General features: G+C 71.7%; 25 protein-coding genes. 16 read left to right on the forward strand and 9 right to left on the reverse strand.

Annotation, left to right across the window (positions count from 1 at the left end; genetic code table 11):
• Positions 1-108 precede the first annotated feature (108 nt).
• Together acuI and greA are read left to right on the forward strand one after the other, a co-directional pair.
• Positions 109-1095, forward strand: a complete 987-nt coding sequence (acuI, locus tag ACE101_RS18875) for an acrylyl-CoA reductase (NADPH) (RefSeq protein WP_379132603.1) — start codon at positions 109-111, stop codon at positions 1093-1095.
• Positions 1096-1198: 103 nt separating this feature from the next.
• The gene (gene greA, locus ACE101_RS18880) at positions 1199-1660 is read left to right on the forward strand and encodes a transcription elongation factor GreA (RefSeq protein ID WP_379132605.1); all 462 of its coding nucleotides are present in this window, start codon (positions 1199-1201) and stop codon (positions 1658-1660) included.
• A 60-nt stretch (positions 1661-1720) separates the two neighbouring features.
• Here the strand turns inward: greA and ACE101_RS18885 are convergent, their stop codons facing one another.
• Positions 1721-2614, reverse strand: coding sequence for a LysR family transcriptional regulator (locus tag ACE101_RS18885; protein ID WP_379132608.1), 894 nt, complete (start codon positions 2612-2614; stop codon positions 1721-1723).
• Positions 2615-2747: 133 nt separating this feature from the next.
• Between ACE101_RS18885 and wrbA the strand changes: the two genes are divergently transcribed.
• Positions 2748-3347, forward strand: a complete 600-nt coding sequence (gene wrbA, locus ACE101_RS18890; RefSeq protein WP_379132611.1) for an NAD(P)H:quinone oxidoreductase — start codon at positions 2748-2750, stop codon at positions 3345-3347.
• Between the two features lie 150 nt (positions 3348-3497).
• Here wrbA and ACE101_RS18895 read toward each other — a convergent pair whose 3' ends face one another.
• Positions 3498-4505 carry an L-threonylcarbamoyladenylate synthase gene (locus ACE101_RS18895; protein ID WP_379132614.1) on the reverse strand — a complete coding sequence of 336 codons (1008 nt, stop codon included), beginning with the start codon at positions 4503-4505 and terminating at the stop codon, positions 3498-3500.
• Between the two features lie 90 nt (positions 4506-4595).
• On the opposite strand from ACE101_RS18895, the gene ACE101_RS18900 reads away from it, so the two are divergent.
• The 7 genes from ACE101_RS18900 to ACE101_RS18930 all read left to right on the forward strand — a co-directional run bounded on the left by ACE101_RS18900 (position 4596) and on the right by ACE101_RS18930 (position 11724).
• Positions 4596-6389 carry an acyl-CoA dehydrogenase family protein gene (locus ACE101_RS18900; protein WP_379132616.1) on the forward strand — a complete coding sequence of 598 codons (1794 nt, stop codon included), beginning with the start codon at positions 4596-4598 and terminating at the stop codon, positions 6387-6389.
• 300 nt (positions 6390-6689) lie between these two features.
• Complete coding sequence (locus ACE101_RS18905; RefSeq protein ID WP_379132619.1) at positions 6690-7454, forward strand: enoyl-CoA hydratase-related protein; 765 nt, start codon at positions 6690-6692, stop codon at positions 7452-7454.
• Positions 7451-8305 carry an SDR family NAD(P)-dependent oxidoreductase gene (locus ACE101_RS18910; protein WP_379132622.1) on the forward strand — a complete coding sequence of 285 codons (855 nt, stop codon included), beginning with the start codon at positions 7451-7453 and terminating at the stop codon, positions 8303-8305. The genes ACE101_RS18905 and ACE101_RS18910 overlap by 4 nt, the downstream gene beginning before the upstream one ends.
• A gap of 48 nt (positions 8306-8353) precedes the next feature.
• Complete coding sequence (locus ACE101_RS18915) at positions 8354-9208, forward strand: SDR family oxidoreductase (protein ID WP_379132625.1); 855 nt, start codon at positions 8354-8356, stop codon at positions 9206-9208.
• 10 nt (positions 9209-9218) lie between these two features.
• Entirely contained in the window at positions 9219-10214 is a 996-nt protein-coding gene (corA, locus tag ACE101_RS18920) for a magnesium/cobalt transporter CorA (protein WP_379132627.1), read from the forward strand.
• Between the two features lie 10 nt (positions 10215-10224).
• A complete protein-coding gene (locus ACE101_RS18925; protein ID WP_379132629.1) occupies positions 10225-10938 on the forward strand; it encodes an SOS response-associated peptidase in 714 nt (237 codons plus the stop codon).
• A 543-nt stretch (positions 10939-11481) separates the two neighbouring features.
• A complete protein-coding gene (locus ACE101_RS18930; RefSeq protein ID WP_379132631.1) occupies positions 11482-11724 on the forward strand; it encodes a hypothetical protein in 243 nt (80 codons plus the stop codon).
• 138 nt (positions 11725-11862) lie between these two features.
• On the opposite strand, the gene ACE101_RS18935 is transcribed toward ACE101_RS18930, so the two are convergent.
• The 4 genes from ACE101_RS18935 to ACE101_RS18950 form a co-directional block, all read right to left on the reverse strand.
• On the reverse strand, positions 11863-13146 hold the full coding sequence (locus tag ACE101_RS18935) for a DUF3422 family protein (RefSeq protein WP_379132632.1): 1284 nt from the start codon (positions 13144-13146) through the stop codon (positions 11863-11865).
• Between the two features lie 85 nt (positions 13147-13231).
• Positions 13232-14836 (reverse strand): bifunctional phosphoribosylaminoimidazolecarboxamide formyltransferase/IMP cyclohydrolase, encoded by a 1605-nt coding sequence (gene purH, locus ACE101_RS18940; protein ID WP_379132634.1) that lies wholly within the window; start codon positions 14834-14836, stop codon positions 13232-13234.
• A 119-nt stretch (positions 14837-14955) separates the two neighbouring features.
• On the reverse strand, positions 14956-16671 hold the full coding sequence (locus tag ACE101_RS18945; protein WP_379132636.1) for a heparinase II/III family protein: 1716 nt from the start codon (positions 16669-16671) through the stop codon (positions 14956-14958).
• 142 nt (positions 16672-16813) lie between these two features.
• Positions 16814-18160: an RsmB/NOP family class I SAM-dependent RNA methyltransferase gene (locus ACE101_RS18950; protein ID WP_379132639.1), complete on the reverse strand. Its 1347-nt coding sequence runs from the start codon at positions 18158-18160 to the stop codon at positions 16814-16816.
• Positions 18161-18286: 126 nt separating this feature from the next.
• Between ACE101_RS18950 and ACE101_RS18955 the strand changes: the two genes are divergently transcribed.
• The 4 genes from ACE101_RS18955 to ACE101_RS18970 all read left to right on the forward strand — a co-directional run bounded on the left by ACE101_RS18955 (position 18287) and on the right by ACE101_RS18970 (position 21086).
• A complete protein-coding gene (locus ACE101_RS18955) occupies positions 18287-18493 on the forward strand; it encodes a DUF1674 domain-containing protein (protein ID WP_379132641.1) in 207 nt (68 codons plus the stop codon).
• 340 nt (positions 18494-18833) lie between these two features.
• Positions 18834-19907 carry a glycosyltransferase 61 family protein gene (locus ACE101_RS18960; RefSeq protein ID WP_379132643.1) on the forward strand — a complete coding sequence of 358 codons (1074 nt, stop codon included), beginning with the start codon at positions 18834-18836 and terminating at the stop codon, positions 19905-19907.
• Between the two features lie 44 nt (positions 19908-19951).
• A complete protein-coding gene (locus tag ACE101_RS18965) occupies positions 19952-20632 on the forward strand; it encodes a class I SAM-dependent methyltransferase (RefSeq protein ID WP_379132645.1) in 681 nt (226 codons plus the stop codon).
• A gap of 115 nt (positions 20633-20747) precedes the next feature.
• Positions 20748-21086, forward strand: coding sequence for a cupin domain-containing protein (locus ACE101_RS18970; RefSeq protein ID WP_379132647.1), 339 nt, complete (start codon positions 20748-20750; stop codon positions 21084-21086).
• A gap of 78 nt (positions 21087-21164) precedes the next feature.
• On the opposite strand, the gene ACE101_RS18975 is transcribed toward ACE101_RS18970, so the two are convergent.
• From ACE101_RS18975 to ACE101_RS18985, 3 genes are read right to left on the reverse strand one after another with little or no spacing between them, the layout of a single operon-like run.
• Complete coding sequence (locus ACE101_RS18975) at positions 21165-21677, reverse strand: hypothetical protein (RefSeq protein WP_379132650.1); 513 nt, start codon at positions 21675-21677, stop codon at positions 21165-21167.
• Positions 21678-21736: 59 nt separating this feature from the next.
• Entirely contained in the window at positions 21737-22201 is a 465-nt protein-coding gene (locus tag ACE101_RS18980) for a TadE family protein (RefSeq protein ID WP_379132653.1), read from the reverse strand.
• A 3-nt stretch (positions 22202-22204) separates the two neighbouring features.
• Positions 22205-22375, reverse strand: a complete 171-nt coding sequence (locus tag ACE101_RS18985; RefSeq protein ID WP_379132656.1) for a hypothetical protein — start codon at positions 22373-22375, stop codon at positions 22205-22207.
• Between the two features lie 143 nt (positions 22376-22518).
• On the opposite strand from ACE101_RS18985, the gene ACE101_RS18990 reads away from it, so the two are divergent.
• Positions 22519-23285, forward strand: a protein-coding gene (locus ACE101_RS18990) for an IS5 family transposase (RefSeq protein ID WP_379126120.1) whose coding sequence is annotated in 2 segments (ribosomal slippage) — positions 22519-22834 and positions 22834-23285 — 768 coding nt in all. Because the reading frame shifts where the segments join, the coding sequence is not laid out codon by codon here.
• 66 nt (positions 23286-23351) lie between these two features.
• Positions 23352-24605 carry an IS701 family transposase gene (locus ACE101_RS18995; protein ID WP_379132658.1) on the forward strand — a complete coding sequence of 418 codons (1254 nt, stop codon included), beginning with the start codon at positions 23352-23354 and terminating at the stop codon, positions 24603-24605.
• The last annotated feature ends 33 nt before the right edge of the window (positions 24606-24638 follow it).

Below are 24638 nucleotides of genomic sequence, written 5' to 3' on the forward strand. Positions count from 1 at the left end.
GCAAGCCTGCGCGGAGCCTCCTCTCCCGCGGGAGAAGGGGCTCCGCCATCTTGCCGCCCCGTCATCGTCGCTCCACAACCGGGCGACAACGACGATGGGAGGCGCCCGATGGGCCGGTTCAAGGCGGTGGTGATCGAGAAGGGGGAGGACGGGCAGCGCGTCGCGCTCACCACCTTCGACGAGGCCGACCTGATGGAGGGCGACGTCACGGTCCGCGTGACGCATTCCACCCTGAACTACAAGGACGGGCTCGCCATCACCGGGACGCTGCCCGTGGTGCGCCGCTGGCCGATGATCCCCGGCATCGATTTCGCGGGCGTGGTCGAGCAGTCGAGCCACCCGGATTGGAAGCCCGGCGATGCCGTCGTTCTCAACGGCTGGGGCACGGGCGAGACGCATCTCGGCGCCTATGCGGAGAAGGCCCGGGTCCGCGGCGACTGGCTGGTGCCGCTGCCCGCGAGCTTCACGCCGCAGCAGGCCATGGCGATCGGAACCGCCGGCTACACGGCGATGCTGTCGATCCTGGCCCTCGAACGGCATGGCCTCGCGCCCGAGCGCGGTCCCGTGCTGGTGACGGGAGCCTCGGGCGGCGTCGGTTCGGTGGCGGTCGCGCTCCTCGCGGCGGGCGGCTGGCACGTCATCGCGGCGACCGGCCGGGCCGCGGAGGCGGATTACCTGCGCGGTCTCGGCGCGGCCGAGATCATCGATCGCGCGGAGCTGTCGAAGCCCGCAAAGCCCCTCGCCAAGGAGCGCTGGGCCGCGGCGATCGACACGGTCGGCAGCACCACCCTCGCCAACGCGCTCGCGATGACCCGCCACGGCGGGGCTGTGGCGGCCTGCGGCAATGCCGGCGGCATGGACCTGCCGGGTTCGGTGGCGCCGTTCATCCTGCGCGGGATCGCGCTGCTCGGCATCGACAGCGTGATGGCGCCGCTGCCGCTGCGCCGCGAGGCCTGGAACCGCCTCGCCCGCGACCTCGATCCCGGTAAGCTCGCCGCCATGACCACGACGATCGGCCTGGAGGACGTCATCGCGACGGCGCCCGAGATCCTGGCCGGGCGCGTGCGCGGCCGCGTCGTCGTCGCCGTCTCCTGATGGCAACCGCGGCATCAGACTGCCTGCGAGAAACTCAAGACTGCCTGCGAGAAACTCACGGCGGCGCGGGAACCTTGACGGTGCTCCGCGCATTGCCCGTTTCATGAGCATCGCCTTCGTCCGTGAGCCGGAGGGTGGGGAAGCCTTCGAGGACCTTCCCGACCGTCCGCTCTCCCCGCACCAGAATTTCGTCACCCCGCAGGGGCTCGCCCTGATCGAGGCGGAGCTGGAGCGGCTGCATGCCGAGCACGGCGCCCTGTCGCCCGACGACAAGGCCGGGCTCGCGCGCACCAGCCGCGACCTGCGCTACTGGACGGCGCGCCGCAACTCCGCCCAGGTGATCGAGCCGTCGCCCAGCGACACGGTGCATTTCGGTTCCACCGTCACCGTCGAGCGCGAGGACGGCATCCGCCAGACCTTCCGGATCGTCGGCGAGGACGAGGCCGATCCCACGAAGGGCTCGATCGCCTACGTGGCGCCGCTCGCCCGCGCGCTCACCGGCAAGCAGGCGGGCGACACGGTGACGGTGGCCGATCACGAGGTCGAGATCATCGAGGTCCGCTGAGACCGCGCGACCTGACGATGCGAACGAGAACCTCGGCAGAATTGCTCGCCGCAATTCTGCTTAGCCCGCTGGATCGCGGCCCTCGATGAGGTCGCGCAGGCGCCCGATCTCGGCCGCGACGAAATCCAGGAAGACGCGCACCCGCGCCGCGTGCCGCAGATCGGCGTGGGTGAGCAGCCAGAGCCCGGCCGAGAGGTCCGGCTCCGGCGGCGTGAGCCGCATCAGGCCCGGCCGCCGGTCGCCCGCGAGGCAGGCGAGCGGCGCGATGCCGATGCCCGCCTCGACCGCCCGCACCAGGCTCACCACCGTGTCGAGCCGCAGGGCGATGCGGGCGGGATCGGCCCGTGCCGCGACGTAGCGGGCGACCTTCGCCGCGCCGGTCTCCTGCGCGAGGGAGACCCAGCGCCGCTCGGCGAGCGGCGTCTCCGCCCCGTCCTCCACTCGCCCGTAGAGGGCCCAGGCGATGGTGGCGAGCCGGCGCCCGACCAGGGTGTCGGGCGGGCCGTCCGTGGCACGCAGGGCGACGTCGGCGTCGCGCTTCGAGAGGTTCAGGGGCTGGTTCGACAGCACCACGTCGACGCGAACCTCCGGGTAGCGGTCGCAGAACCGCGCCAGGATCGGCGCCAGGAGATCGTTGAACAGGGAATCCGCGGTGGTGATCCGCAACTCGCCGGAGGGGGCGAGAAGCTGACCGTCGAGCTTGCGCGAGAAGGCCGCGACGTCGTCCTCCATGCGGGTGGCGACCCGCATCATCTCCTCGCCGGCCGGGGTCGGCGCGTAGCCGGTGCGGTGGCGCTCGAACAGGATCGTGCCGAGCGCCGCCTCGATCTGCCCGAGACGGCGGAAGACGGTGGAGGGATTGATGCCGAGCCGCTCCGCCGCCGGGGCGAGCCCGCGCTGGTCGGCGATGGCCTTGATGAGACGGAAATCGTCCCAGGCGAGAGGGCTGGTCACGGCGCCGCGTGCGCTCCTGCAAGATCGTGCTTGCAGGCTAGTCCATTCCCCTCGTCGCGGCGATCCCCGATGTTGCCGGCACCGCAGCCCGCCCCAGGTTGGGCCGACGCGCGCAGCGAAGAGGATTCCCGCCATGGCGAAGGTTCTGGTGCTCTACTATTCCACCTACGGCCACATCGAGCAGATGGCCTACGCGGTCGCGGAGGGCGTCCGCGAGACGGGGGCCGAGGTGCACGTGAAGCGGGTTCCGGAACTCGTGCCGGAAGAGGTGGCCCGCAAGTCCCACTACAAGCTCGACCAGACGGCACCGGTCGCCACCGTGGACGAATTGCCGGACTACGACGCGATCATCTTCGGGACGCCGACCCGCTACGGCAACATGGCCGCCCAGATGAAGAACTTCATCGACCAGACCGGTGGCCTGTGGATGAAGGGCGCCCTCGTCGGCAAGGTCGGCTCGGTCTTCACCTCGACGGCCTCCCAGCATGGCGGCCAGGAATCGACCATCCTGAGCTTCCACACCGTGCTCCTGCACCAGGGCATGGTGGTGGTGGGGCTGCCCTACGCCTTCCAGGGCCAGCTCGGCGTGTCGCAGGTGATGGGCAACTCGCCCTACGGCGCCTCGACCATCGCGGATGGGGACGGCAGCCGCCAGCCCTCGCAGGTCGAACGCGACGGTGCCCGCTTCCAGGGCCGCCACGTCGCCACGATCGCCGCCAAGCTCGCGGGCTGACGCCCCCTCGGCGGGCCAAAAGAAAAGGCCCGGATTGCTCCGGGCCTTGACAAGGGGGAAGGCCGATGGGGGCTTGGAATGGCCTTCAATGCGATGAAAACGTCGCGCTGCTGGAACGGTTCCAGCATTCCTGAGATTTTTTTCGCGTGATCAGCGCGGGGCGGCGGCGCGGGCGAGCCGGTCCGCGATCGCCTCGCCGAGGCCGTGGCGGGGAATGGGCGTGACCGCGATGGTTGCGGCACCGGAGGCGTCGAGTCGCCGCAGGGCCGAGAACAGGTTCGAGGCCGCCTCCGCGAGGTCCCCGCGCGGGCTCAGGTTAAAGCTCAGCCGGGCGCGCTCCAGCCCCGGCGGCTGCGCATCCCCGAACAGCAGCGCCGCCTCGTCCGGCCGGATCGCCGCCGCGTCGAGGCGCACCGCCGCCCGCGGCGCGTAATGCGAGGCGAGCAGGCCGGGCGCGCGGGGCGCGGCATCGGCCGCCTCCGGCGCGAGAAGGGCCCGGCCGAGAACCGCCTCGATCGCTTCGCGCGGCACGCCCCCCGGGCGCAGCAGCCGCGGCGCGCCGTCGAGGCAGGCGACGATCGTCGATTCCACGCCGACCGGGCAGGGCCCGCCATCGAGCACGGCGGCGATCCGGCCGTCGAGGTCGCCGAGGACGTGATCCGCCGCGGTCGGGCTGACCCGCCCGGAGCGGTTGGCCGAGGGCGCCGCGACGGGACGGCCGACCTGCGTGAGAAGGGCGTGCGCGAGCGGCGAGGCCGGCACCCGGATCGCCACGCTGTCGAGCCCCGCCCGGGCGAGATCGCTGACGCGGGCGGTCGCGGCGAGCGGCACCACCAGGGTCAGCGGTCCCGGCCAGAAGGCTTCCGCCAGGCGCAGGGCCTCCGGACCGAAGGCGCCCTCGCGGCGCGCCGCGGCGAGATCCGGCAGGTGCGCGATGAGCGGGTTGAAGCGCGGGCGCTCCTTGGCCGCATAGATCGCGGCCACGGCCGCTCCGTCGGTGGCATCCGCGCCGAGCCCGTAGACGGTCTCGGTCGGGAAGGCGACGAGGCGCCCGTCGGCGAGCAGCCGCGCGGCCTGCGCGATCCCCTCGGCATCGGGCGCCAGACGCCGCGTCGGCGTTGACCCGATATGGTTCACATGTAAACTATCGTCCGGCATGACAGCGGCCCTAGCGTCGCGTGCGGCTTCGCGTCAAATGACGAAGCGCCGGCCCGGCCCGCCGGGCGACGCTGTCCGGGAGGAAACAGGATGAGCTTTCGCGCACCCGTGGCCGAGATGGCTTTCACGATCCGGCAGGTGGCCGGGCTCGATCGCGCGATCGCCGAGGGGCTGCACGGCGACCTGACGGCGGATCTCGCCGAGGCGATCCTGGAGGAGGCCGGGCGGTTCGCCAGCGACGTGGTGGCGCCGCTCAACCGCGTCGGCGACAAGCAGGGCGCCGTGCTGAAGGACGGCGCCGTGACGATGCCGCCGGGGTTCCGCGAGGCCTACCGGGCCTGGAGCGAGGCGGGCTGGAACGCCCTGCCGGGGCCGGAGGCCTATGGCGGCCAGGGCCTGCCGCTGCTCCTCAACGCGGCCTGCGTCGAGATGTGGAACGCCGCCTCGATGTCCTTCGGGCTCGGGCCGCTCCTCACCGCGGGCGGCGTCGAGGCGCTCGCCAGGCACGGGGCGGAGGAGCTGCGCGAGCGCTACCTCGCCAAGCTCGTCTCGGGCGAGTGGACCGCGACCATGAACCTGACCGAGCCGCAGGCCGGCTCGGACCTCTCGGCCCTGCGCGCCAAGGCCGAGCCGGCGGGCGACGGCAGCTACCGGATCCGCGGCGAGAAGATCTACATCACCTGGGGCGAGCACGACCTCACGGACAACATCGTCCACCTCGTCCTCGCGCGCCTGCCCGACGCGCCCGCGGGCACCCGCGGCATCTCGCTCTTCCTGGTGCCGAAGGTGCTGCCGGACGGGAGCCGCAACGACCTGCGCTGCGCCGGGCTGGAGCACAAGCTCGGCATCCACGGCTCGCCGACCTGCACCATGGTCTACGGCGAGAATGACGGCGCGACCGGCTGGCTGGTGGGCGAGCCGAACCGCGGCCTCGCCTGCATGTTCACGATGATGAACAACGCCCGGCTCTGCGTCGGCCTGCAGGGCGTCGGCATCGCCGAGCGGGCTTATCAGCAGGCCCTGTCCTACGCCCGCGAGCGGCGCCAGGGCCGGGCGGGCACCGTCGCCGGCACCGGCAGTTCTGCCGGCATGAGCCCGATCATCGAGCATCCGGACGTGCAGCGGATGCTGCTGACCATGAAGGCGATGACCGCGGCCTCGCGGGGCATCTGCTACCTCACCGCCGAGGCGCTGGACCGGGCCCATCGGGCGCCGGACGAGGCGGCGCGCCGGGACGCCCTCGACCGCGCCTCGCTGCTGACCCCGGTGGCGAAGGCCTTCTCGACCGATATCGGCATCGAGGTCGCCTCGATCGGCATCCAGGTCCACGGGGGCATGGGCTTCGTGGAGGAGACGGGGGCCGCCCAGCACCTGCGCGACGCGCGGATCGCGGCGATCTACGAGGGCACCAACGGCATCCAGGCCATCGACCTCGTCACCCGCAAGCTGCCGCTGCAGGACGGGGCGGTGGTGCGGGCGCAGATCGCCACCATGCGCGGCATCGCCGAGCGGGTGCTGCGCGAGGGCGGCCCGGCCTTCGGGCTCACGGCACCGCGGCTGCGCGAGGCGATCGCGAGCCTCGATGCCGCAACGAGCTTTCTCCTGCGGGCGCTGCGCTCCAACCGGCCCGAGGAGGCCCTGGCAGGGGCGACGCCGTATCTGCGCCTGTTCGGCCTCGCGCAGGGCGGTGCCACCCTGGCGCAGGCGGCGCTCGCGGCGCATGCCGCCGCGGCGGGCGGCGACAGCGACCCGGCCCACCCGGCCCGGGTCGCGCTGGCGCGCTTCTTCGCGGAGAACCTCGCCACCACGGCCAGGGGCCTGGAGGAGACGGTGACGACGGGTGCCGGCTACCTTCAGGACGCGCCGCTCGCCCTCGCGAGCTGAGGCGGCCCGCGACCGGGAGGGGCGGACATCGTCGGCGCGGCGATCATCCAGTCCTCATCCCCTTTCCGGGCCCCTTCGGGCCTGCGCGCATGAAGCGAGAGCGGAATGCGACCCGGGACCCAGCACGACACGTCGCGAGGCGATCGCTTCTTGCGGTTGCGCCGACACGCCGAGCCTTCGCGGCAACTCCTCTTGCTGGGTCCCGGATTCCCGTCCGCTGACGCTGCCGTCGTCCGGGACAGGGGGGCCCACACCCCGATCATCCTCAATCCGTTCCGTCACGAAGCCCGAGGACATTCCATGACCGATCTTGTCAGGATCACGCGCGAGGCGGGCGGGGTCTGCCTCATCCGGCTCAACCGGCCGGAGAAGAAGAACGCGCTGACCGGCGCCATGTACGATGCCATGCGGGAGGCCCTGCTCGCCGCCGATGCCGAGGGCTCCCAGACCGGTGCGGTGGTCTTCGCGGGCGTCGAGGGCGCCTTCTCGGCGGGCAACGACATCGCCGATTTCGTCGCCCGCGCGAGCGAGTCCTTCGGCGGCGCGCCGTCCCTGAAGTTCATCCGGCAGCTCGCCGCCACCCGCACCCCGATGGTCGCGGCGGTGGATGGGATCGCGGTCGGCATCGGCACGACGCTCACGCTGCATTGCGACCTCGTCTACGCGACGCCGCGTGCGCTGTTCCGCATGCCGTTCGTCGATCTCGGCCTCGTGCCGGAGGCCGCCTCCAGCTACCTGCTGCCGCGCCGCGTCGGCACCGCCAAGGCGACGGAACTGCTGATGCTCGCCGAGGCCTTCGGGGCCGAGGAGGCGGCGCGGCTCGGCCTCGCCAACGCCGTGGTGCCGAGCGACGCGCTGCTCGAACACGCTCTCGCGCAGGCCGCCAAGCTCGCGGCCAAGCCCCGAGGGGCGCTCGCGGCCACCCGCGCGCTGATCCGCGGCGACCGCGCCGCCGTCGAGGCCGCCATGGATGCAGAGGCCAAGGCCTTCGACGCGGCCCTGCGCTCGCCGGAGGCGCAGGCCGCCTTCCGCGCCTTCCTGGAGAAGGGCAAGGCCCGGGCATGAGGCCGGCGGGCGTCCCGGATCTCTCGGGACAGGTCTGCCTCGTCGCCGGGGCCTCGCGGGGCGTCGGGCGCGGCATCGCCCGGGCGCTCGGGGAGGCCGGCGCCACGGTGATCGTCACCGGCCGCTCCAGCGAGAGCGGCCCGCGCACCGACGGGCGTCCGGAGGTGCTGGAGGACGCGGCCCGGGAGGTCGACCTCGCGGGCGGGCGGGGCTTCCACTATCTCTGCGACCATACCCGCGAGCAGGCCGTGGACGGGCTGGTGCACTGGACGCTGCGCCGCTTCGGCCGCATCGACATCGCGGTGTCGAGCGTGTGGGGCGGCCACGAGGGCTATGACGGCGACCGCTTCCCGGACGGGGCCGCCTGGGGCGATCCGTTCTGGCGCCGGGCCGCGACGCCCCTCGGCCATGCCCTGCAATCCGGCCCCTACGCGGCCCTGCTCCTCGCCCGGGCGGTCGCCCCCGCCATGGTCTCGGCCAAGCGCGGCCTCCTCGTCCTCGTCTCCTTCGGCACGCAGGAGGGCTATCTGGGCGACATCGTCTACGATCTCGCCATGGCGACGACGAACCGCCTCGCCCTGGCGACCGCCGCCGAACTGGCGCCGCGCGGCGTGACCGCGCTCGCCCTCTCGCCGGGGCGGGTGCGCACCGAGCGCAGCATCGATGCCGGGTTCGGCGAGGTGGCGGACGAGACGCCGCTCTATGCGGGCCGGGCGGTCGCCGCGCTGGCGGGCGATCCCGCCCTGGCGGAGCAGGCGGGCCGCACGCTCCATGTCGCCGATCTCGCCCGCCACTACGGCTTCACGGACGAGGATGGCCGCCGGCCGGACCGGTTCCGGATGGGCTTTTAGCGACGCCCGGCCCCCATCCGCCACGCGAGAAACAACTCGGAGGATCCTATGTCGCTCAAGGGCAAGACGCTGTTCATCACCGGGGCCTCGCGGGGCATCGGCCTCGCCATCGGCCTGCGGGCCGCGCGCGACGGCGCCAACGTCGCCATCGCGGCCAAGACGGCCGAGCCGCATCCGAAGCTCGACGGCACCATCCACACCGCCGCCGAGGCGATCGAGAAGGCCGGCGGCACGGCGCTGCCCCTCGTGGTCGACGTGCGCGACGAGGGGCAGGTGAAGGCGGCGATCGACGCGACCGCCGCCCGCTTCGGCGGCCTCGACATCGTGGTGAACAACGCGAGCGCCATCTCGCTCACCAACACCCCGGCGACCGACATGAAGCGGTTCGATCTGATGCACCAGATCAACACCCGCGGCACCTACATGGTCTCGAAACACGCGATCCCGCATCTCGAGAAGGCCGGGAACCCGCATATCCTGATGCTCTCGCCGCCCCTCGACATGCAGGAGAAGTGGTTCGCGCCGCACCTCGCCTACACGATGGCGAAGTTCGGCATGTCGCTCTGCGTGCTGGGCCTCGCGGGGGAGTTGCGGGCCCGTGGCATCGCAGTGAACGCCCTCTGGCCGCGCACCACCATCGCCACGGCGGCGGTGCAGAACCTGCTCGGGGGCGACGCCCTGATGCGGGCGAGCCGCACGCCCGAGATCCTGGCCGAGGCCGCGTGGCGGATCTTCCGGAAGCCGTCGCGCGACTTCAGCGGCCGCTTCCTGATCGACGACAGCTTCCTGGCGGAGGAGGGTGTCACGGAGTTCTCATACTACCGCGTCACACCGGGGGTGCCGCTTGCGCCCGACTTCTTCGTGCCGGATACGAGCGTGCCCCCGCCCCACGCCTTCGACTGAGCTCAGCCCCTTGATCTTCGTCCACCAGCCGAACGCCTGCGCCAGCACCGGTCAGCCCCTTCTCGAACGCCGGCTCCTCGATCCGCACGAGCCGATCCCGCCGGACACGATCTGGATCGACCTGATCGAGCCGACCCGGCAGGAGGACCTGCGCGTCGAGGCGTTCCTGGGCATCTCCATCCCGACCCGGGAGGAGATGCAGGACATCGAGCCCTCGGAGCTGCTCTACGTGGAGAACGGCGCCCGCTACATGACCGGGCGCCTGCTCTGCAAGGTCGACACGGAGGACGCGACGCTCACCGGCGTCACCTTCATCCTGCAGGACAACCGCCTCGCCACGGTGCGCTACGAGGACCCCCAGGCCTTCCGGATGTTCGTGCAGCGCGCCGCCCGGCCCTCCGGCGTGATCCTGGGCGGCGAGGCGATCCTCTCCGCGCTGATCGAGACGGTGATCGACCGCGCCGCCGACGTGCTCCAACTCCAGGGCGAGCGCATCGACGCGCTCTCCCGCCTGATCTTCGACGACCGGGCGGATCCGAGTGCGCGCAACGCCGAATTGCAGCAGACCCTGCGCGGGCTCGGACGCCACAACGATCTCCTGTCGAAGCAGCGCGAGAGCCTGGTCTCGATGGAGCGCATCCTGCTCTCGCTCTCGGCGAGCTACCGGGTGACCAAGGCGCCCCGCGAGATCCGCGAGGAGGTCCGCTCCACCCTGCGCGACCTCCAGTCCCTGGAGGAGCACGCCACCTTCCTGTCCGGCAAGATCCAGTTCCTGCTCGACGCGACCCTCGGCCTCGTCAACCTGGAGCAGAACAACATCATCAAGCTGTTCTCGGTCATGGCCGTGGTGTTCATGCCGCCGACGCTGATCGCGTCGATGTACGGGATGAACTTCAAGGCGATGCCGGAACTCGACTGGTCCTTCGGCTACCCGATGGCGATCGTGATGATGGTGGTGGCGGCGATCCTGCCCTATGCCTTCTTCCGCTGGAAGCGCTGGCTGTGAGGATGACGGGATGTGCGGCCGCTACGTGATCCTGTCGCCGCCGGAGGTGTTCCGCGAGACCTACGGCTACGGCGAGCAGCCGAACTTCCCGCCCCGCCACAACGTGGCGCCGACCCAGCCGGTGCCGGTGGTGACGGCCGAGTACGGGCGGCGGCGCTTCGTGCTGATGCGCTGGGGCTTCCTGCCGGCCTGGGTGAAGGATCCGGCGGAGTTCCCGCTCATCATCAACGCGCGGATCGAGACCGCGGCCGAGAAGCCGAGCTTCCGCAACGCCCTGCGCTACCGGCGCTGCGTCTTCCTGGCGGACGGCTTCTACGAGTGGCGCCGCGGCGGCGCGCGGGGGATGGCGCCCTACCTGATCCGGTGCGCCGACGGGCGCCCGATGGCGCTCGCCGGCCTGTGGGAGACCTGGAGCAGCCCGGACGGATCGGAGATCGACACCGCCGCCATCGTGACCTGCGGCGCGAACGGCCTGCTCGCGGCCCTGCACGACCGCATGCCGGCGATCCTGCCGCCGGAGGCGGTCGATGCCTGGCTCGACCTGCAGGCGGTGGACGCGAAGGCGGCCTCCGACCTCTGCCGGCCCTGCCCGGAGGAGTGGCTGAGCCTCGCGCCCGCGAATGCGCGGGTGAACGACCACCGCAACGACGACGCCGACCTGCTGGCGGGGCCGCCCGCCCCGCCGCCCGCGCCGGTCCCGCCCGCGCAGGGCAGCCTGTTCTGAGCGGAGGGGCGCCGGCATCGTCCGGCGCCGACCCGGGCGACCGGCCCGCGGTGGCGCGAGCGGCGCGTCGCGAACCCGCAATGCGAGCTCGCACGATTCGCGGGATCAGGGGGGCGTCAGGCGGCGTGATACGGCCGCTGCGGTTGCAAGTCGCAACCGGAGAGACGGGCTGGCAAGGCCAAGCCGGGCGCCGCGGCGGCGTCGGGCCAGCGCGCCACCACGACCGCGCGTGACGATCGTGATGCCAAGGACGAGCGCGGTGCGGAGAAGGGCGGCGCGCCGCGGATCCCGACGACAAGGTGACACCCCATATCTGGCCGGTCATGAGCCACGCGCGGGCGCTCGGCAGCACGGGGCGATGGCGAGGCTCCGGCCGGAGCCCTCGCAGTTGCAATCACCAGCCCGTTGCCGGCTTGAGGAGTGCGGCCCCGCGCCCATGTCTTCAGAGGGAAGGACAGCCCAGGCTTGGCACGCGCCATGCCGGGAGAGTCGATCGGCCGGTCCTGGCACCAGCCGTCCTCACACGGGGAAGGGGCGTCATCCATGAAGACCGCGCTCGTCGTCGCTCTCTCGCTGATCCAGCCGGCGCATTCCTGGTATCCATTCGAATGCTGCTCCGATCAGGATTGCGAGCCGGTGAGCGACGCGGTCGAGGTTCCGGGCGGCTACAGGACCCACGGCATCTTCATCCCGATGGCGAAGGTCCGCCCGAGCAAGGACGGCAACTTCCATTGGTGCCACCGGGGCGACTACGTGTTCTGCTTCTTCGCCCCGCTCGCGGGGTGATACGGTTTCCGGAAGTTCACTTTCGGAAACCGTATCACGAGCCCGCGCGGCGCCTGAGCGAGGCCGGTTTCCGCATCGCGAAGCGATCATCCGGAAACCGTATGAGACCGTTTCCGCACGGATCGTCCGGAAACCGGATCAGTGGTCGCCCGGCTCCGCGTGCCGGCGCCGGATGCGCCGCACCGTCCAGGCGACGCCGAGCACGATGAGGGGAATCGCCACCGCGGTGCCCATCGTCGGATCGACGTGCGCGCCCGCCGCGTGCACGCCCTCCAGCACGTGGTGCATCAGGCTCGCCACGTAGTAGCTGATCGCCGCGACCGAGAGGCCCTCCACCGTCTGCTGCAGCCGCAGCTGCAGGCGGACGCGGTCGTTCATGGCCTGGAGCTGGGCGTGGTTCTGGCGCTCCAGCTCCACGTCCACCCGGGTGCGCAGCATCTGCGCGGTGCGCGACAGCTTGCGCGAGAGCGTGTCCTGCCGCTCGCCGGTGGCCATGCAGGTGCGGATCGCCGGGTTGAAGCGCCGGGCGAGGAAGACCGACCAGCTCGTCTGGCCGGGGATCGCCTGCTCGCGGATGGCGTCGAGCCGCAGGCGGATCAATTCGTCATAGGCGCGGGTGGCGCCGAAGCGGAACAGGGAGCGGGCCGCGCCGGCTTCGAGTTCGGCGGCGAGGGCGACCAGCCGGTCGAGGAGGTGATGGTTGGCGTCGAAGCCCTCGCTCCCGCGCATCTCCTCCATGAGGTCGGGCAGGGCGGTCTCGATGCGCCGGATCGCCGGGGCCAGCGCCTGCGCCTCGGGCAGGCCGAGAAGGGCGAGGGTGCGGTAGGTCTCGATCTCCAGCACCCGCTGCACCAGCGCGCCCGCCGCGACCCGGGTCATGCCGCGATCGGCCACCACGATGCGCACGTAGCCGTGGGGATCCGGCTGGAAATCGGTGGCGACGATGGCCGCGCCGCCCTCCGCCTGCGCCACCGCCAGGGAGGCGGGCGAGAAGGTGGCGCTGATCTCCGGGGGCAGGTCGCCCTCGCCCGCGGCGAGGAGGTGCAGGTCCACGGCGACGAGGAGCGGCCCCGGCTGGACCAGCCCCTCCATCGCGCCCGAGAGCGCGTCGGGCTGCGGCTGGAAGGCGAGGCCCTGCGGGTCGGCATATTCCCAGGTGTAGGTGGTGAACTCGCTGTGGCTCTCCCAGCGCAGGATCGCGCCGGAGAACACCACCCGGTGCTGCTTGGTGCCGGGCGGCGGCCCCGGCAGGCCGAGGGAGCCGCAATAGGCGTCGAGGGCCACGCGGTCGGCCGCGGCAGCCTCGCCGTCGGTCAGGAAGGCGTAGTGCAGGAAGCGACGCGGGGTCTTGACCGGCATGAAGGGGCGGGCGTGGACCTCCGCCAGCACCCGCGCCCGCAGGTCGTGTTCGATGAGCCGCATCACCCGGTTGCCCCGCCCCGCCGTACCGCGACGCTCGGCGCCGGGCGAGGGCGGCGGTCAACGCCCCTGCCGGCCGGGCCGCCGATCAGTGCCGGAAATGCCGGTGGCCGGTGAACACCATGGCGAGGCCGGCCTCGTCGGCGGCGCGGATCACCTCGTCGTCGCGCATCGAGCCGCCGGGCTGGATCACCGCCGTGGCGCCCGCCTCCGCCGCGGCGAGCAGCCCGTCCGCGAAGGGGAAGAAGGCGTCGGAGGCGACCACCGAGCCGCGCGCGAGGCTCTCCGGCGCGCCCGCGGCCTTGGCGGCCTCCGCCGCCTTCCAGGCGGCGATGCGCGAGGAATCGACCCGCGACATCTGGCCGGCGCCGATGCCCACCGTGGCGCCGTCCTTCGCGTAGACGATGGCGTTCGACTTCACGTGCTTGGCGACGCGGAAGGCAAAGCGCAGATCCGCGAGCTCCCGCTCGCTCGGCGCCCGCTGCGTCACCACGCGCAGGTCCATGTCGTCGATGACGGCCGCGTCGCGGCTCTGCACCAGGATGCCGCCCGCGACCGTGCGCCAGACCTGGCCCGCCTGGCGCGGATCGGCGACGCCGCCGGTCACGAGGAGGCGCAGGTTCTTCTTGGCGGCCACGATCCGGGCCGCCTCCTCGGTGGCGTCGGGGGCGATGATCACCTCGGTGAAGATCTCGACGATGCGCCGGGCGGCCTCGGCATCGAGGGGTCGGTTCAGCGCCACGATGCCGCCGAAGGCCGAGACCGGGTCGCAGGCGAGCGCCCGCTCATAGGCGGAGAGCAGCGTGTCGCCCTCGGCGACGCCGCAGGGATTGGCGTGCTTGACGATGACCACCGCGGCCGCGCGGGCGGGGTCGAACTCGGACACGCACTCGAAGGCGGCGTCCGTGTCGTTGAGGTTGTTGTAGGAGAGTTCCTTGCCCTGGAGCTGGCGGGCGGTCGCCACGCCGGGGCGGCTCGCGCCGGCCGTGCGGTAGAAGGAGGCCTGCTGGTGCGGGTTCTCGCCGTAGCGCAGGCCCTGCGCCAGGGTGCCGCCGAGCGCCCGGAACACCGGCGTCCCGGGGATCGCCTCCGCGTATTCCCCTTCGAGCCAGGTGGCGATCGCCGCGTCGTAGGAGGCGGTGCGCGCGAAGGCCTTCTGGGCGAGGCGCCGCCGGGTCGCCCGGGTCACCGCGCCGTCATGGGCGTCGAGATCGGCCAGGACCGCGTCGTAATCGGCGACGTCGACCACGACGGCCACGTCCTCGTGGTTCTTGGCGGCGGCGCGGATCATCGCCGGCCCGCCGATGTCGATGTTCTCGATGCATTCCGCCGCCGGGCGCCCGGCCGCCAGCGTCGCCTCGAACGGGTAGAGATTCACGACGAGGAGGTCGATCGGCGCGATCCCGTGGGCCAGCATCGCGGCCTGATGCTCGGGATTGTCGCGGATGGCGAGGAGCCCGCCATGCACCCCCGGATGCAGGGTCTTGACGCGCCCGTCCATCATCTCGGGATAGCCGGTGAGGTCGGAAACCTCGGTGACCGTGAGGCCGGCCTCGGTGAGGGCCCGGTGCGTGCCGCCCGTCGAGACGAGCACGACGCCCCGAGCGGCGAGCGCCTTGGCGAAATCGACGAGGCCGGTCTTGTCGGAGACGGAGAGCAGGGCGCGGGTGACGGGAATGAGGTCGCTCGCCATGGGTCGAGGTCCGTGTGTCGTAGCGGAAAGCCGGCGGGGGCGCCTGCTGAAGGGTCGGTGTCCGCGCGGTAGCAGAAACGGCCGGGGGAGGCCAGCGCGGGCGCGAATCGGCCAAGCCGTCACAGCCGGCGGAACTGCCATGCGACCCGGCTGCCATCCGTCACCCGCAGGTGCAGCACGATCTGCTCGGTGCGCCGCGCGCCGTTGGAGGCGGCGAAGAACACGCTCTCCTCGATCACCGGATCGACGGTTTCCGCCTCGAAGAGCCAGGTCTCGCCGTTCGCGGCCAGGAGGCGCACGGCGCGGCCCTCGCGCCCGGCCCGTACGGAGGGGTGCAGGTGGAAGCGGATCGCCGCATCCACCGGTGGGCCTCCCCCGGCCCGCCCCTCGCGGACGCGCCGGAAGGCGTCCTCGCCGCTCAGGCGCGCGCCGTCCGGGGCGAGGCGCCAGCGGCGCTCGTGCAGGAGGCCGAGGGTCGGGGCGTAGCCGTCGTGGCTCGCCGCGAGCACCGCGGTGCCGTCCGCCTCCGTGCCGCGCTCGGCCGGAACCTGGGCCGGGCCGCGCACGATCACCGCGCCGATCCGGCTCCTCAGCCACGCGGCGAGCGGATGGGCGAAGCCGCGCCCCGGCGGGTTGAGGAAGCGGCAGGAGGACATCTCGCCGAGGATCGCGGTGGAATGGGCCGCCGTGGTGCGGGCGAGCTGGCGCATGTCCTCGCCGCCCGCGGGCCTGCCGCAATTCACCACCAGGCGCTGGGCGCCGCTCGACAGCTCGAAGGACAGGCTGCCCGCCCCCGCCATGGTCGAGAAGGCGGGGGGCGGCGCCCCGCCGATATCGGCCACCACCAGCGTCGTGCCCGCCTCCAGGCGGGAATAGCCCGTGTGCGGCGCGTGCATCAGCGGGCGGGCGAGGGCGCCGTCGTAGATGAGCAGCGTCGCGAGCTGATCGGCCTCCGTCACCCCCATGCCGTTGTGGTGGCCGAGGGAGGCATCGCCGTGCCGCAGCAGCCGCAGGAAGGGCAGCATGCGGTCGATGGCCTGGAGCAGGGCCTCCGGCGGGGCGATGTCGCGGCTGAGGAAGCTTTGGCGCAGGGGCAGCAGGTCGAGGAGGAGTTCCTTGACGGCGGCCGGATTGCGGCTGCGGTGGCCGCCATCCGGCAGGATCTGGCGGCGCAGTTCCCGCGACAGGAGCCGCGTGCCCCGGCGCAGGACCGGCTCGTAGCCGTCGCAGCACAGGCCCGCATAGGTGAGCGCGACCGCGGCCGCGAGGCGCTGCCGGGGCGGGACGCCGTGGCGCAGGGCGGCGTCGAGGCGGCGCACGCAGCGCCCGATGCCCTTCAGGAAGGCTTGGTAGAAGGCGTGGTCGGCCCCTTCGAGCACGAGGGGCGACTGGCTGAGCAGCGAGATCAGCCGCCGCGCCGCCACGGCCGGCCGGTCGGCGATCTCCCGGTCGCCGCGCCCGGCGAGGAAATCCTGCACGAAGGCCTGGGCGTTGGAGCGGGCGAGGGCGCTGTCGGCGGCGCGCAGGTGGCGCAGCCAGCCGAAGCCGTAGAGCGCCTCGCCCCATTCGGGCGACGGTGGGGTGAAGTCGAAGGGCGAGCGCCCGCCGGTGGCGAGCGCCCGACCCGCGAAGACGAACAACCCCGCGTAGATGTCCCCGGCCAGGGTGGCGTCGCTGGTGCGCAGGTCCTGCGGGGCGATGACGAGGCCGGTGGGGCGCAAGCGGGCGAGGGCCGAGGGGGCCGATGAGACCCGAACGCCGACGTTGCGCGCGGCGCGCCCGATCTCACGCCCGACGAGCCGGTAGAAACGCCAGCGGTCAGGCCCCCAATGCAAGCTACCCCCCGGGAGTGTCCGCGCGTGGCGGGCGCCCGGCCCCGGCCGCGCGGGACCATGATCAACCAACCGTGAACACCAATGGTGAAGGATGGCGGCGGCGTCAAACGCGGCCGCAGCGCTTGTGAACAGGATCGGCCGTTCAGTCCGCGGCTTTCTGCAACCGGACCGCGAAGAAACCGTCGATGCCGCCGCGCCCGCCTTCCGGGGCGGCCCAGTGCGCCGGGAGGGTGCGCAGGTCGCCCTGTGCGGAGAGGAGCGCGGTCTCGCCGCCCACCTCCGCGGCCGTGACGGGCCGGCGCGCGAAGTCGGCATGCCGCGCCAGGAAGGCCTCGGCCTGCGCCTCGCCCTCCTCCGGCTCCAGGGAGCAGGTGCAGTAGACGAGCCGCCCGCCCGGCCGCAGCAGCCGGGCGGCCTTGTCGAGGAGCTTGCCCTGGAGCGCGCCCAGGCGCGCGAGATCCCCCTCGCGCTTGGTCCAGGCCACGTCGGGATGGCGGCGGATCGTGCCGGTGGCGCTGCAGGGCGCGTCGAGCAGGATCGCGTCGAAGCGGTCGTCGTCGGGCAGCGTCAGGGCATCCGCCGCCCGCGTCTCCGCCGAGAGGCCGAGGCGCGCGAGGTTCTCGCGCAGGCGCCGCAGGCGGGATTCCGAGCGGTCGACGGCGACGACCGTCGCGCCGGCCGCGGCGAGCTGCGCGGTCTTGCCGCCGGGAGCCGCGCAGAGATCGGCGACGCGCTCGCCCGGCCGCGCCGCGAGCAGCCGGGCGGGGAGGGCGGCGGCGGCGTCCTGCACCCACCACGCGCCCTCATCGTAGCCGGCGAGCTGCGGCACGGGCGTGCGGGCATCGTCGAGCCGCAGGCTGCCGGTGGGCAGGAGCCGCGCGCCGAGGCGCTCCGCCCAGAGCTCCGGATCGGCCTTCACGGTGAGGTCGAGCGGGGCGCCGCGCATATGCGCCTCCGCGATGGCCCGCGCGGTGGCGTCGCCGTAGGCGTCGCTCCAGCGGCGGGCGAGCCAGGCGGGCGTGCCGAGACCGAGGGGATCGGCGTCGGTCTCGCGGCGGATCGCCTCCTTCTCGCGGGCGACGCGCCGCAGGACGGCGTTCGCGAGGCCGCTCAGGTGGCGCAGGCTCGCCTCGCCCTTGGCGAGCCGCACCGCGAGATCCACGGCGGCGTGATCCTGGACGTTGAGGTAGAGGATCTGCGCGGCGCCGGTGGCGAGGAGCGCGAGGAGCTTCGGCTGATCCTCCGGCAGGCCCTGGGTCATCCGGGCGGCCAGGGCGTAGCGGATCGCCCCGAGATGCCGGAAGGTGGTGGCGGCGATCGCCCGGGCGAGGCCGAGATCCTGCGGCGCCAGGGCGGCGCGGGCCGCCGCCGGGTCGAGCACGTCGTCGAGGGCGGTGCCGGACCGCGCCCCGAGGAGATCCGCCACCCCGGCGAAGGCGAGGCGCCGTGCCGCGAGTCCAGCCGTGCGATCGTCTTGCCCGTCGTCCATGCGCCTGCCGCCGCTCCCGTCTTGACGGCGCGCCGGCCCCCCGCCACCTGCGGGGGAACTGGCATCGACGCGCCAGGCCGGGCGTGGCACCGCGCCGCCCCGGATGCAAGCGGGAGTATCACGACCATGGACGACACCCATCCCGAGCCGGCCGCGCGCAGGCCCTTGAGCCCGGCCGCCGAACGGGCCCTCGCCGAGGCGCAGGCCCGCCGCGCGGAGATCGATGCCCGCGCGGCCGAGATCCGCCGGGAGCGCGAGATCAACGGCCGCGGCGGCCTCGAACCCGTCCGCTACGACGATTGGGAGGTGAAGGGGCTCGCCACGGATTTCTGAGGGCCTGCGGACCGTGCCGCTCGACCCTCGACAGATCGGGAGAACCCGCCTCCGCCTGAGGGCCGAGGTGGATGTCATGGGCGTTGCGCCCGCAGCCAGGGCGCGTGCCGCCCCGGACCCGGCCTCCCGGTCGGCGCGTGTGGTGTCCCAATGGTCGGGCCGCTATGGACCGGTCCTGAATCAATATTTCATGGTTAGCGGTTCATTAACCCCAGCATGGCAGCTGTAGCCTGCGGCCGATCGAGAGGGGCGGCCACATCCGGGAATTTGAGAACCCTGGGTATCGCCGGATTGCAGGGGGCTCGTTCACTTGCGGGCGGCGCCTCCTGAGGAGGGGACATTGGGCACGTCTGCAGCGCCGATCGTCAATTTCTATCAGCACAGGAATTACATTCCTCTCCTGACCCGGAACGTCTACCACGACGAGCCGAACGCGGATGTCGTGTTCAGCGGCAGCCTGCCGCGCGTGCAATGCGAGCTGGCGCGCTTCGTCGAGAAGGTGACGTTCGAGCGCGTCGGCATCATGCGGGGCGAGTACGTCCTGCTGATGGACGCCGAGGCGCTCCTCCTGCCCGACGGCACCTGCATCAAGATCAACGTCGCGTGCGAGGATCAGTGGGCCGACCAGGCGCTCAACGAGATCCTGCGCTCGAGTGTGTTCTCCGCCGCGCGGGCGCAGATCGCCCAGCACTGGCACGCCCTGCCGGTCCACGACAATCTCGGCATCCTCTCCGACGCCAACAACGCGAACTACTATCACGCCAGCCTGGAGATGATCCCGCGGATCCGCTTCCTGGCCCCGCACAGCTCGGCGATCTACATCCCGCAGAGCTATCGTCACCGGCCGAACATCCAGCACATCGTCGAGCGGATGTCGCCGCACATCCCGTTCGTGTCGACGCCGCACGCGATCCGGGTCCGCGATCCCATCGTCGCCCACGACCAGCTCTCCTCCGCCGGCGTTCACTGGCTCCGGACCGCCTGCGGCCTGCGCATCGAGCCCGGGACGCGCCGCATCTACATCCGGCGCGGCAAGACGGCCCGGGGCGGCGGTCTCCACGAGACCGAGAGCTTTCAGGCGATCCTGCGCGAGTTCGACATCGAGGCGATCGATTTCGGCCAGGGCGAGCTGACCCTCGCCCAGCAGGTCGAGCGTCTCGCCGGGGCCGGCCTGATCATCGCCCCCCACGGCGCCGGCATCGCGAACATCGTTCACCTCGGTACGCCGATGGGGCTGCTCGAGATCCTCCCGCTGCAAACCGCGCGAACGATGTGGGCCGAGGTCTGCGCGATGCTCGGCTACTCGTATCGCGGCATCTACTCCACGGTCACGACGGACGAGGGCGAGATCGTGCCGGATTACGACGAGCTGCGCGCCACCGTGATCGCCATGCTGTCGCGCCAGGCCGCGTGAGGCGAGCCGCAGCATCCTTCCCGAACGGGCTTCCGGAGTTCACCGTGACCACTCAACCGACGATCCGCGACCTGCTCTTCTCACGGTCCCCCTATGACGGCTTCGACAGCGAGGCTCACCCGGCCGACATGCAGGGCTGGGGCTCCGACCACCCGATCCTGCCGCGCGTGATCGAGCGGCTGCGCCCGAAGCGCATCCTCGAGATCGGCAGCTGGAAGGGCCGCTCGGCCATCAACATGGCGAAGGTCGTCAAGGCGCTGGACCTCGATTGCGAGATCGTCTGCGTCGACACCTGGCTCGGCTCGCCGGAGCATTGGCTGCGCGTCGAGGGAGGCTGGTACGAATCCCTCCGGATCGAGCACGGCTATCCGCATCTCTACTGGACCTTCCTGTCGAACGTGGTCCGCGAGGGCGTGCAGGACGTCATCACCCCGTTCCCGAGCACCTCGGAGAATGCCTGCCTCGTCCTCAAGCGGCTCGGGGTGACGTTCGATTTCTGCTACCTCGACGCCGCCCACGAATACGAGCCGGTGAAGCGCGACCTCGACGCCGTCTGGGATCTCATCGCCGAGCCGGGCGTCCTCGTCGGCGACGATTACGGGACCTGGCCCGACGTGACGCGGGCGGTGAACGAATTCGCCGAGGAGCGCGGCCTGTCGGGCGTCGGCGAGCACGGCAAGTTCATCATCAGCAAGGGCACGATCGACCCGCCGATCACCCTGTGAGTCCCGCGCCCGCCGCCGGAGCGGGAACACCGCCACCGGGACGCCGTTGGGGTCGCGGCGACCCGTTGGGGGTCGCGGCGACCTGTCGGGGTCGCAACGGCTCGCGGAGGCAGCGATGGCGGAGACGACGATCAAGAAGGTCTCGGGCGAGACCTCCCCGCACGGCCGGCAGGGCGAGCGCTACCTCGCCTCCGGCAAGCACGTGTCGATGCGGCTGTGGGAGAACGAGCCGCCGACGGACAGCAAGCCCGCCGCCGCCCGCGACTACGAGACCGTGGGCTACGTGATCGCGGGCCGGGCGGAGCTGGAGGTCGCCGGGCAGACGGTCCGCCTCGAACCCGGCGATTCCTGGCTGGTGCCGGCCGGGGCGGAGCACACCTACCGCATCCTGGAGAGCTTCACCGCGGTCGAGGCCACCGCGCCGCCCGCGCAGGTGCACGGCCGGGACGCCTGACCGGAGCGGGCACGCCGACGGCTGTCGCGCTTCTCGATCCGGCGGCGTGGAACCGCCCCGCGCTGCCGGGCCCGGCCTTCAGCAGAGCTGGACGTTGCTGACCTGGACGGCGACCGTGTAGCCGCGCAGCGCGCTCGTCTCCGTACCGGTGAACAGCTTGGACATGAAGCCCACATACGGAACGTAGGTCCCGGTGATCAGGACGACGATGGCCACGTCCTTGTCACCCAAGATCTGCAGCGCGCTGGTGTTGATGTCGGCGTCGAGGTAGGTGGCGGTTCCCGCGCAGACGCGGATCGCGCCGTTGACCTTGTTGACCTGGATGATGCTCAGCTGCGGCTGATTGGTGGGATCGCGCAGCAGCCGGATCAGCGTGACGAGCGCATTGGTCTTGCGGTCGGTCAATTGCTTGATCGTGTCGGTGGTGCAGCTGGCATAGCCCGGCGTCGACGAAGCCGGGCAGGAGGTGATGGCCGCCGCGAGCTGCGTGGTCGAACGCTCGATCTCGCGGGTGAGGGTGGTCAGGTTGATGAGGTCGACCCCGGCCGCGCTCAGCGCGATCAGGATGGTCGCGAGAAGCGCGAATTCCACCGCGACGCCGCCGCCCCGGGAACGGCGGAACCGGTGCCGGGCCTGACGCAGGCTCGACCTCACGGCCGCCGGAAGACGACGGAGGCCTTCGCCCGCATGACGGGGGCGAAGGGCAGGATCTGCAGGGTCGGGACGGCGGCGCGCAGCACCATCAGGTTCATCGGAAGGCCGGGATCGAACACGCTGCCCTGGATGTCCGTGACCGTCGTCGGCAGGCTGGCAAGCGGCTCCAGCTCGACCAGCAGGGTCGCGCGGCAGGTGGCGTCCGGGATGATCGGGATGCTGGCGCAGATGCGGTTCCGGTAGCCGGCCTGATCCCCCAGGATGACCTCCGTGCCGGGGGCCGCCGCGGTGTCGAACAGGGCGTTGCTCAGGGTCGCCTGCGTGTACTGATAGAAGCCGAATTGCAGCGCGCCCAGGATCAGCACCATGGCCGGCCAGAGCAGGAGGGCGAACTCCACCGCCGTGGCGCCCAGCCGGTCCGGACCGAGGCGCTGGAGAAGCCGGAGCCGGCCGGAGACCACGGCTCAGCTCGCCGGACATGTGTTGCGGCAGACGCGGATGTTGTCGATCAGGCCGCCATAGGTGTCCTGACGGCCGGCCGCCCGCCACGAGATCCGGTAATCCGACGTCGTCAGGACCTGGAAGTTGATGATCCGCTCGGTCCAGGTGTTCGACTGGACGCAGACGTCGGCCATGTTGCTTTGATCGTACGTATAGCTGCCGGATTTCTCGATGTAGACTTCGATCCGGTTGGTCTGGCCGTTCGCGGTGTAGGGCCTGTTGTCGCTTGAACCCTCTGGGCTGATGAGCGTTTCCCCACTTTGAGTGAGGAGACGCGATGCTGACGGACGCCCAGTGGGCCGAGTTGGAGCCGCTGGTGGAAGCCTGCCGGCCCAAAGGCAAGACGCCGCCCCTTGAACTGCGCCGCACGATCTCAGCCATCCTTTGGCGGCATCACAACGGCGCCTCCTGGCGCGCCATCCCGGCCGAGCTGGGTCCCTGGTGGCAAGCCGCCCAGGTCTTCATCCGCTGGGCGCGCGCCGGTGTCTGGGAGCGGCTGCTCGACCTCGTGCAGACCCGCGGCGTCGCGCTCGGCATGGTGTTTCTCGACGCCACGAGCATTCGGGCTCACCAGAAGGCGGCGGGCGCGGCCAAAAGGGGGGATCTGGAGCCGAGCGAGACCATCGTGAAGCTCTTGGCCGTTCGCGTGGCGGCTATGGCACCAAGGCCTGCGTGATCGCCGACGGGCGAGGACGCGCGATCGCGTTCCGCCTCGCGCCCGGCCAGGCGCATGAACTGCCGCACGCTCTCCCGTTGCTCGATCGACTGCCCGGCGTGCCGCAGTGGGTGGTGGGTGACCGCGGCTACTCCAGCCACCGTTTTCGCGAGGCGATCTGGACCGCCGGTGCACGGCCAGCGATCCCGACCAAGGGCAACGAGGCCCCGCTCGCCTGTCCTGAGTGGATCTACAGCAACCGCAACATTGTCGAGCGGCTCTGGGCCCGGCTCAAGGAGTGGCGGGCCATCGCCACCCGCTACGAAAAGACCGCCGTCAGCTTCATGGGCATCCTTTGTCTGGCCGCCACTCTCGATTGGCTCAAGTGACGACAGGCCCTAGCATTACAGTTGCATGGTGTTGCGCCTATCTGAAGGTTTTGGACGGAGAGCCCGATGCCCTCAGCCTCGTTGGAGACCACGTTGGAGCTCTGGTCGACGTCGCTGCGCGAGGCCAAGCAGCGCATGCGACCGCTGTTTGCCGCTCCCAGTGTCGCCGCCTCCGCGAACGCCTTCCTGGATGGGCTGCTCGGGGGCGAGCGGCGCAAGACTGGCTGGATGCGCGCGGAAGCAGCCGGGGATCCTGGGCCCTGGCGTCAGCAGGCGATCCTGGGCCGCAGTCACTGGGACGCGGACGCTCTGCGCGACGTGGTACGCGACCTCGTGATCGAGACGCTTGCCTCACCAGATGCGACCCTCGTGCTCGACGAAACCGGCTTTCTCAAGCAGGGCAAAGCCTCGTGCGGCGTCGGCCGTCAGTACACGGGCTCGGCCGGCAAGATCACGAACTGCCAGATCGGCGTGTTCGCGGCCTACGTCTCGGATCAGGGGCACGCCTTCATCGACCGTCAGCTGTATCTACCCAAAGCGTGGAGCGGTGATCCAGCGCGTAGGCGGGCGGCGCATGTTCCCGACGAGATCGCCTTTTCGACCAAGCCACAGCTGGCGCGGGGGATGATCCAGCGCGCGATCGCCGCGGGGGTGCCGTTTGCCTGGGTGGCGGCGGACAGCGTCTACGGGGTGAGCGAGATCGAGATGGCGCTGCGGCGCGCCTCCAAAGGCTACGTGCTGGGCGTCACCGGCCAACACAGCTTCTGGTCCTGGATCACCGAACGTCCCATTGCCGGCACGGCCGAGGAGATCGCCAAGGCTCTCTCGGAGACGGACTGGGTCCGCTTATCAGCTGGGGCGGGCACGAAGGGCGCACGCCTGTTCGACTGGGCCTACCTGCCCCTGGCCACCCTGCCGGCCAGCGCCGTGGATCCGGCCCTCGATGAGAGCGAGTGGACGCGCGGCTTGCTGGTCCGGCGCAGCCTCTCGGACGGGGCTCTGGCCTACTTCACGACCTGGTGCCCGGCCGGGACACCCGTCTCGACGCTGGTGGCGGTGGAGGGCCGGCGCTGGGCGATCGAGGACGCCTTCGAGACCGCCAAGACGGAACTCGGCTTGGCCCACAACGAGAGCCGCTCCTGGCATGGCTGGCACCGGCACGTCTCGCTGGTGATGCTGGCCTTTGCGATGCTGGCGCGGGTGCGCCGATTGGCGAACGGCGCGCCCCCAAAAACCGCGCTCATCGCCACGCTCGCCGGTGCCCTGGTCGGTCCAGGAGATCCGGCGCGTGGCGATGCGGCTGGCACAGCGACGCATTGAGCCCGCTGTCGTCATTGCATGGTCAGCCTGGAG

Origin of the sequence: Methylobacterium carpenticola (assembly GCF_042748905.1) — a bacterium.
Taxonomy (GTDB): Bacteria; Pseudomonadota; Alphaproteobacteria; order Rhizobiales; family Beijerinckiaceae; genus Methylobacterium; species Methylobacterium carpenticola.

Coding starts and splice junctions, on each gene's coding strand:
- wrbA (WP_379132611.1), top strand. CDS start 2,748: ATGGCGAAGGTTCTGGTGCTCTACTATTCCACCTACGGCCACATCGAG.
- ACE101_RS18970 (WP_379132647.1), top strand. CDS start 20,748: ATGGCGGAGACGACGATCAAGAAGGTCTCGGGCGAGACCTCCCCGCAC.
- ACE101_RS18905 (WP_379132619.1), top strand. CDS start 6,690: ATGACCGATCTTGTCAGGATCACGCGCGAGGCGGGCGGGGTCTGCCTC.
- ACE101_RS18915 (WP_379132625.1), top strand. CDS start 8,354: ATGTCGCTCAAGGGCAAGACGCTGTTCATCACCGGGGCCTCGCGGGGC.
- ACE101_RS18955 (WP_379132641.1), top strand. CDS start 18,287: ATGGACGACACCCATCCCGAGCCGGCCGCGCGCAGGCCCTTGAGCCCG.
- purH (WP_379132634.1), bottom strand. CDS start 14,836: ATGGCGAGCGACCTCATTCCCGTCACCCGCGCCCTGCTCTCCGTCTCC.
- ACE101_RS18935 (WP_379132632.1), bottom strand. CDS start 13,146: ATGCGGCTCATCGAACACGACCTGCGGGCGCGGGTGCTGGCGGAGGTC.
- ACE101_RS18900 (WP_379132616.1), top strand. CDS start 4,596: ATGAGCTTTCGCGCACCCGTGGCCGAGATGGCTTTCACGATCCGGCAG.
- ACE101_RS18895 (WP_379132614.1), bottom strand. CDS start 4,505: ATGCCGGACGATAGTTTACATGTGAACCATATCGGGTCAACGCCGACG.
- ACE101_RS18910 (WP_379132622.1), top strand. CDS start 7,451: ATGAGGCCGGCGGGCGTCCCGGATCTCTCGGGACAGGTCTGCCTCGTC.
- ACE101_RS18925 (WP_379132629.1), top strand. CDS start 10,225: ATGTGCGGCCGCTACGTGATCCTGTCGCCGCCGGAGGTGTTCCGCGAG.
- acuI (WP_379132603.1), top strand. CDS start 109: ATGGGCCGGTTCAAGGCGGTGGTGATCGAGAAGGGGGAGGACGGGCAG.
- greA (WP_379132605.1), top strand. CDS start 1,199: ATGAGCATCGCCTTCGTCCGTGAGCCGGAGGGTGGGGAAGCCTTCGAG.
- ACE101_RS18950 (WP_379132639.1), bottom strand. CDS start 18,160: ATGGACGACGGGCAAGACGATCGCACGGCTGGACTCGCGGCACGGCGC.
- ACE101_RS18995 (WP_379132658.1), top strand. CDS start 23,352: ATGCCCTCAGCCTCGTTGGAGACCACGTTGGAGCTCTGGTCGACGTCG.
- ACE101_RS18985 (WP_379132656.1), bottom strand. CDS start 22,375: ATGGCCGACGTCTGCGTCCAGTCGAACACCTGGACCGAGCGGATCATC.
- ACE101_RS18930 (WP_379132631.1), top strand. CDS start 11,482: ATGAAGACCGCGCTCGTCGTCGCTCTCTCGCTGATCCAGCCGGCGCAT.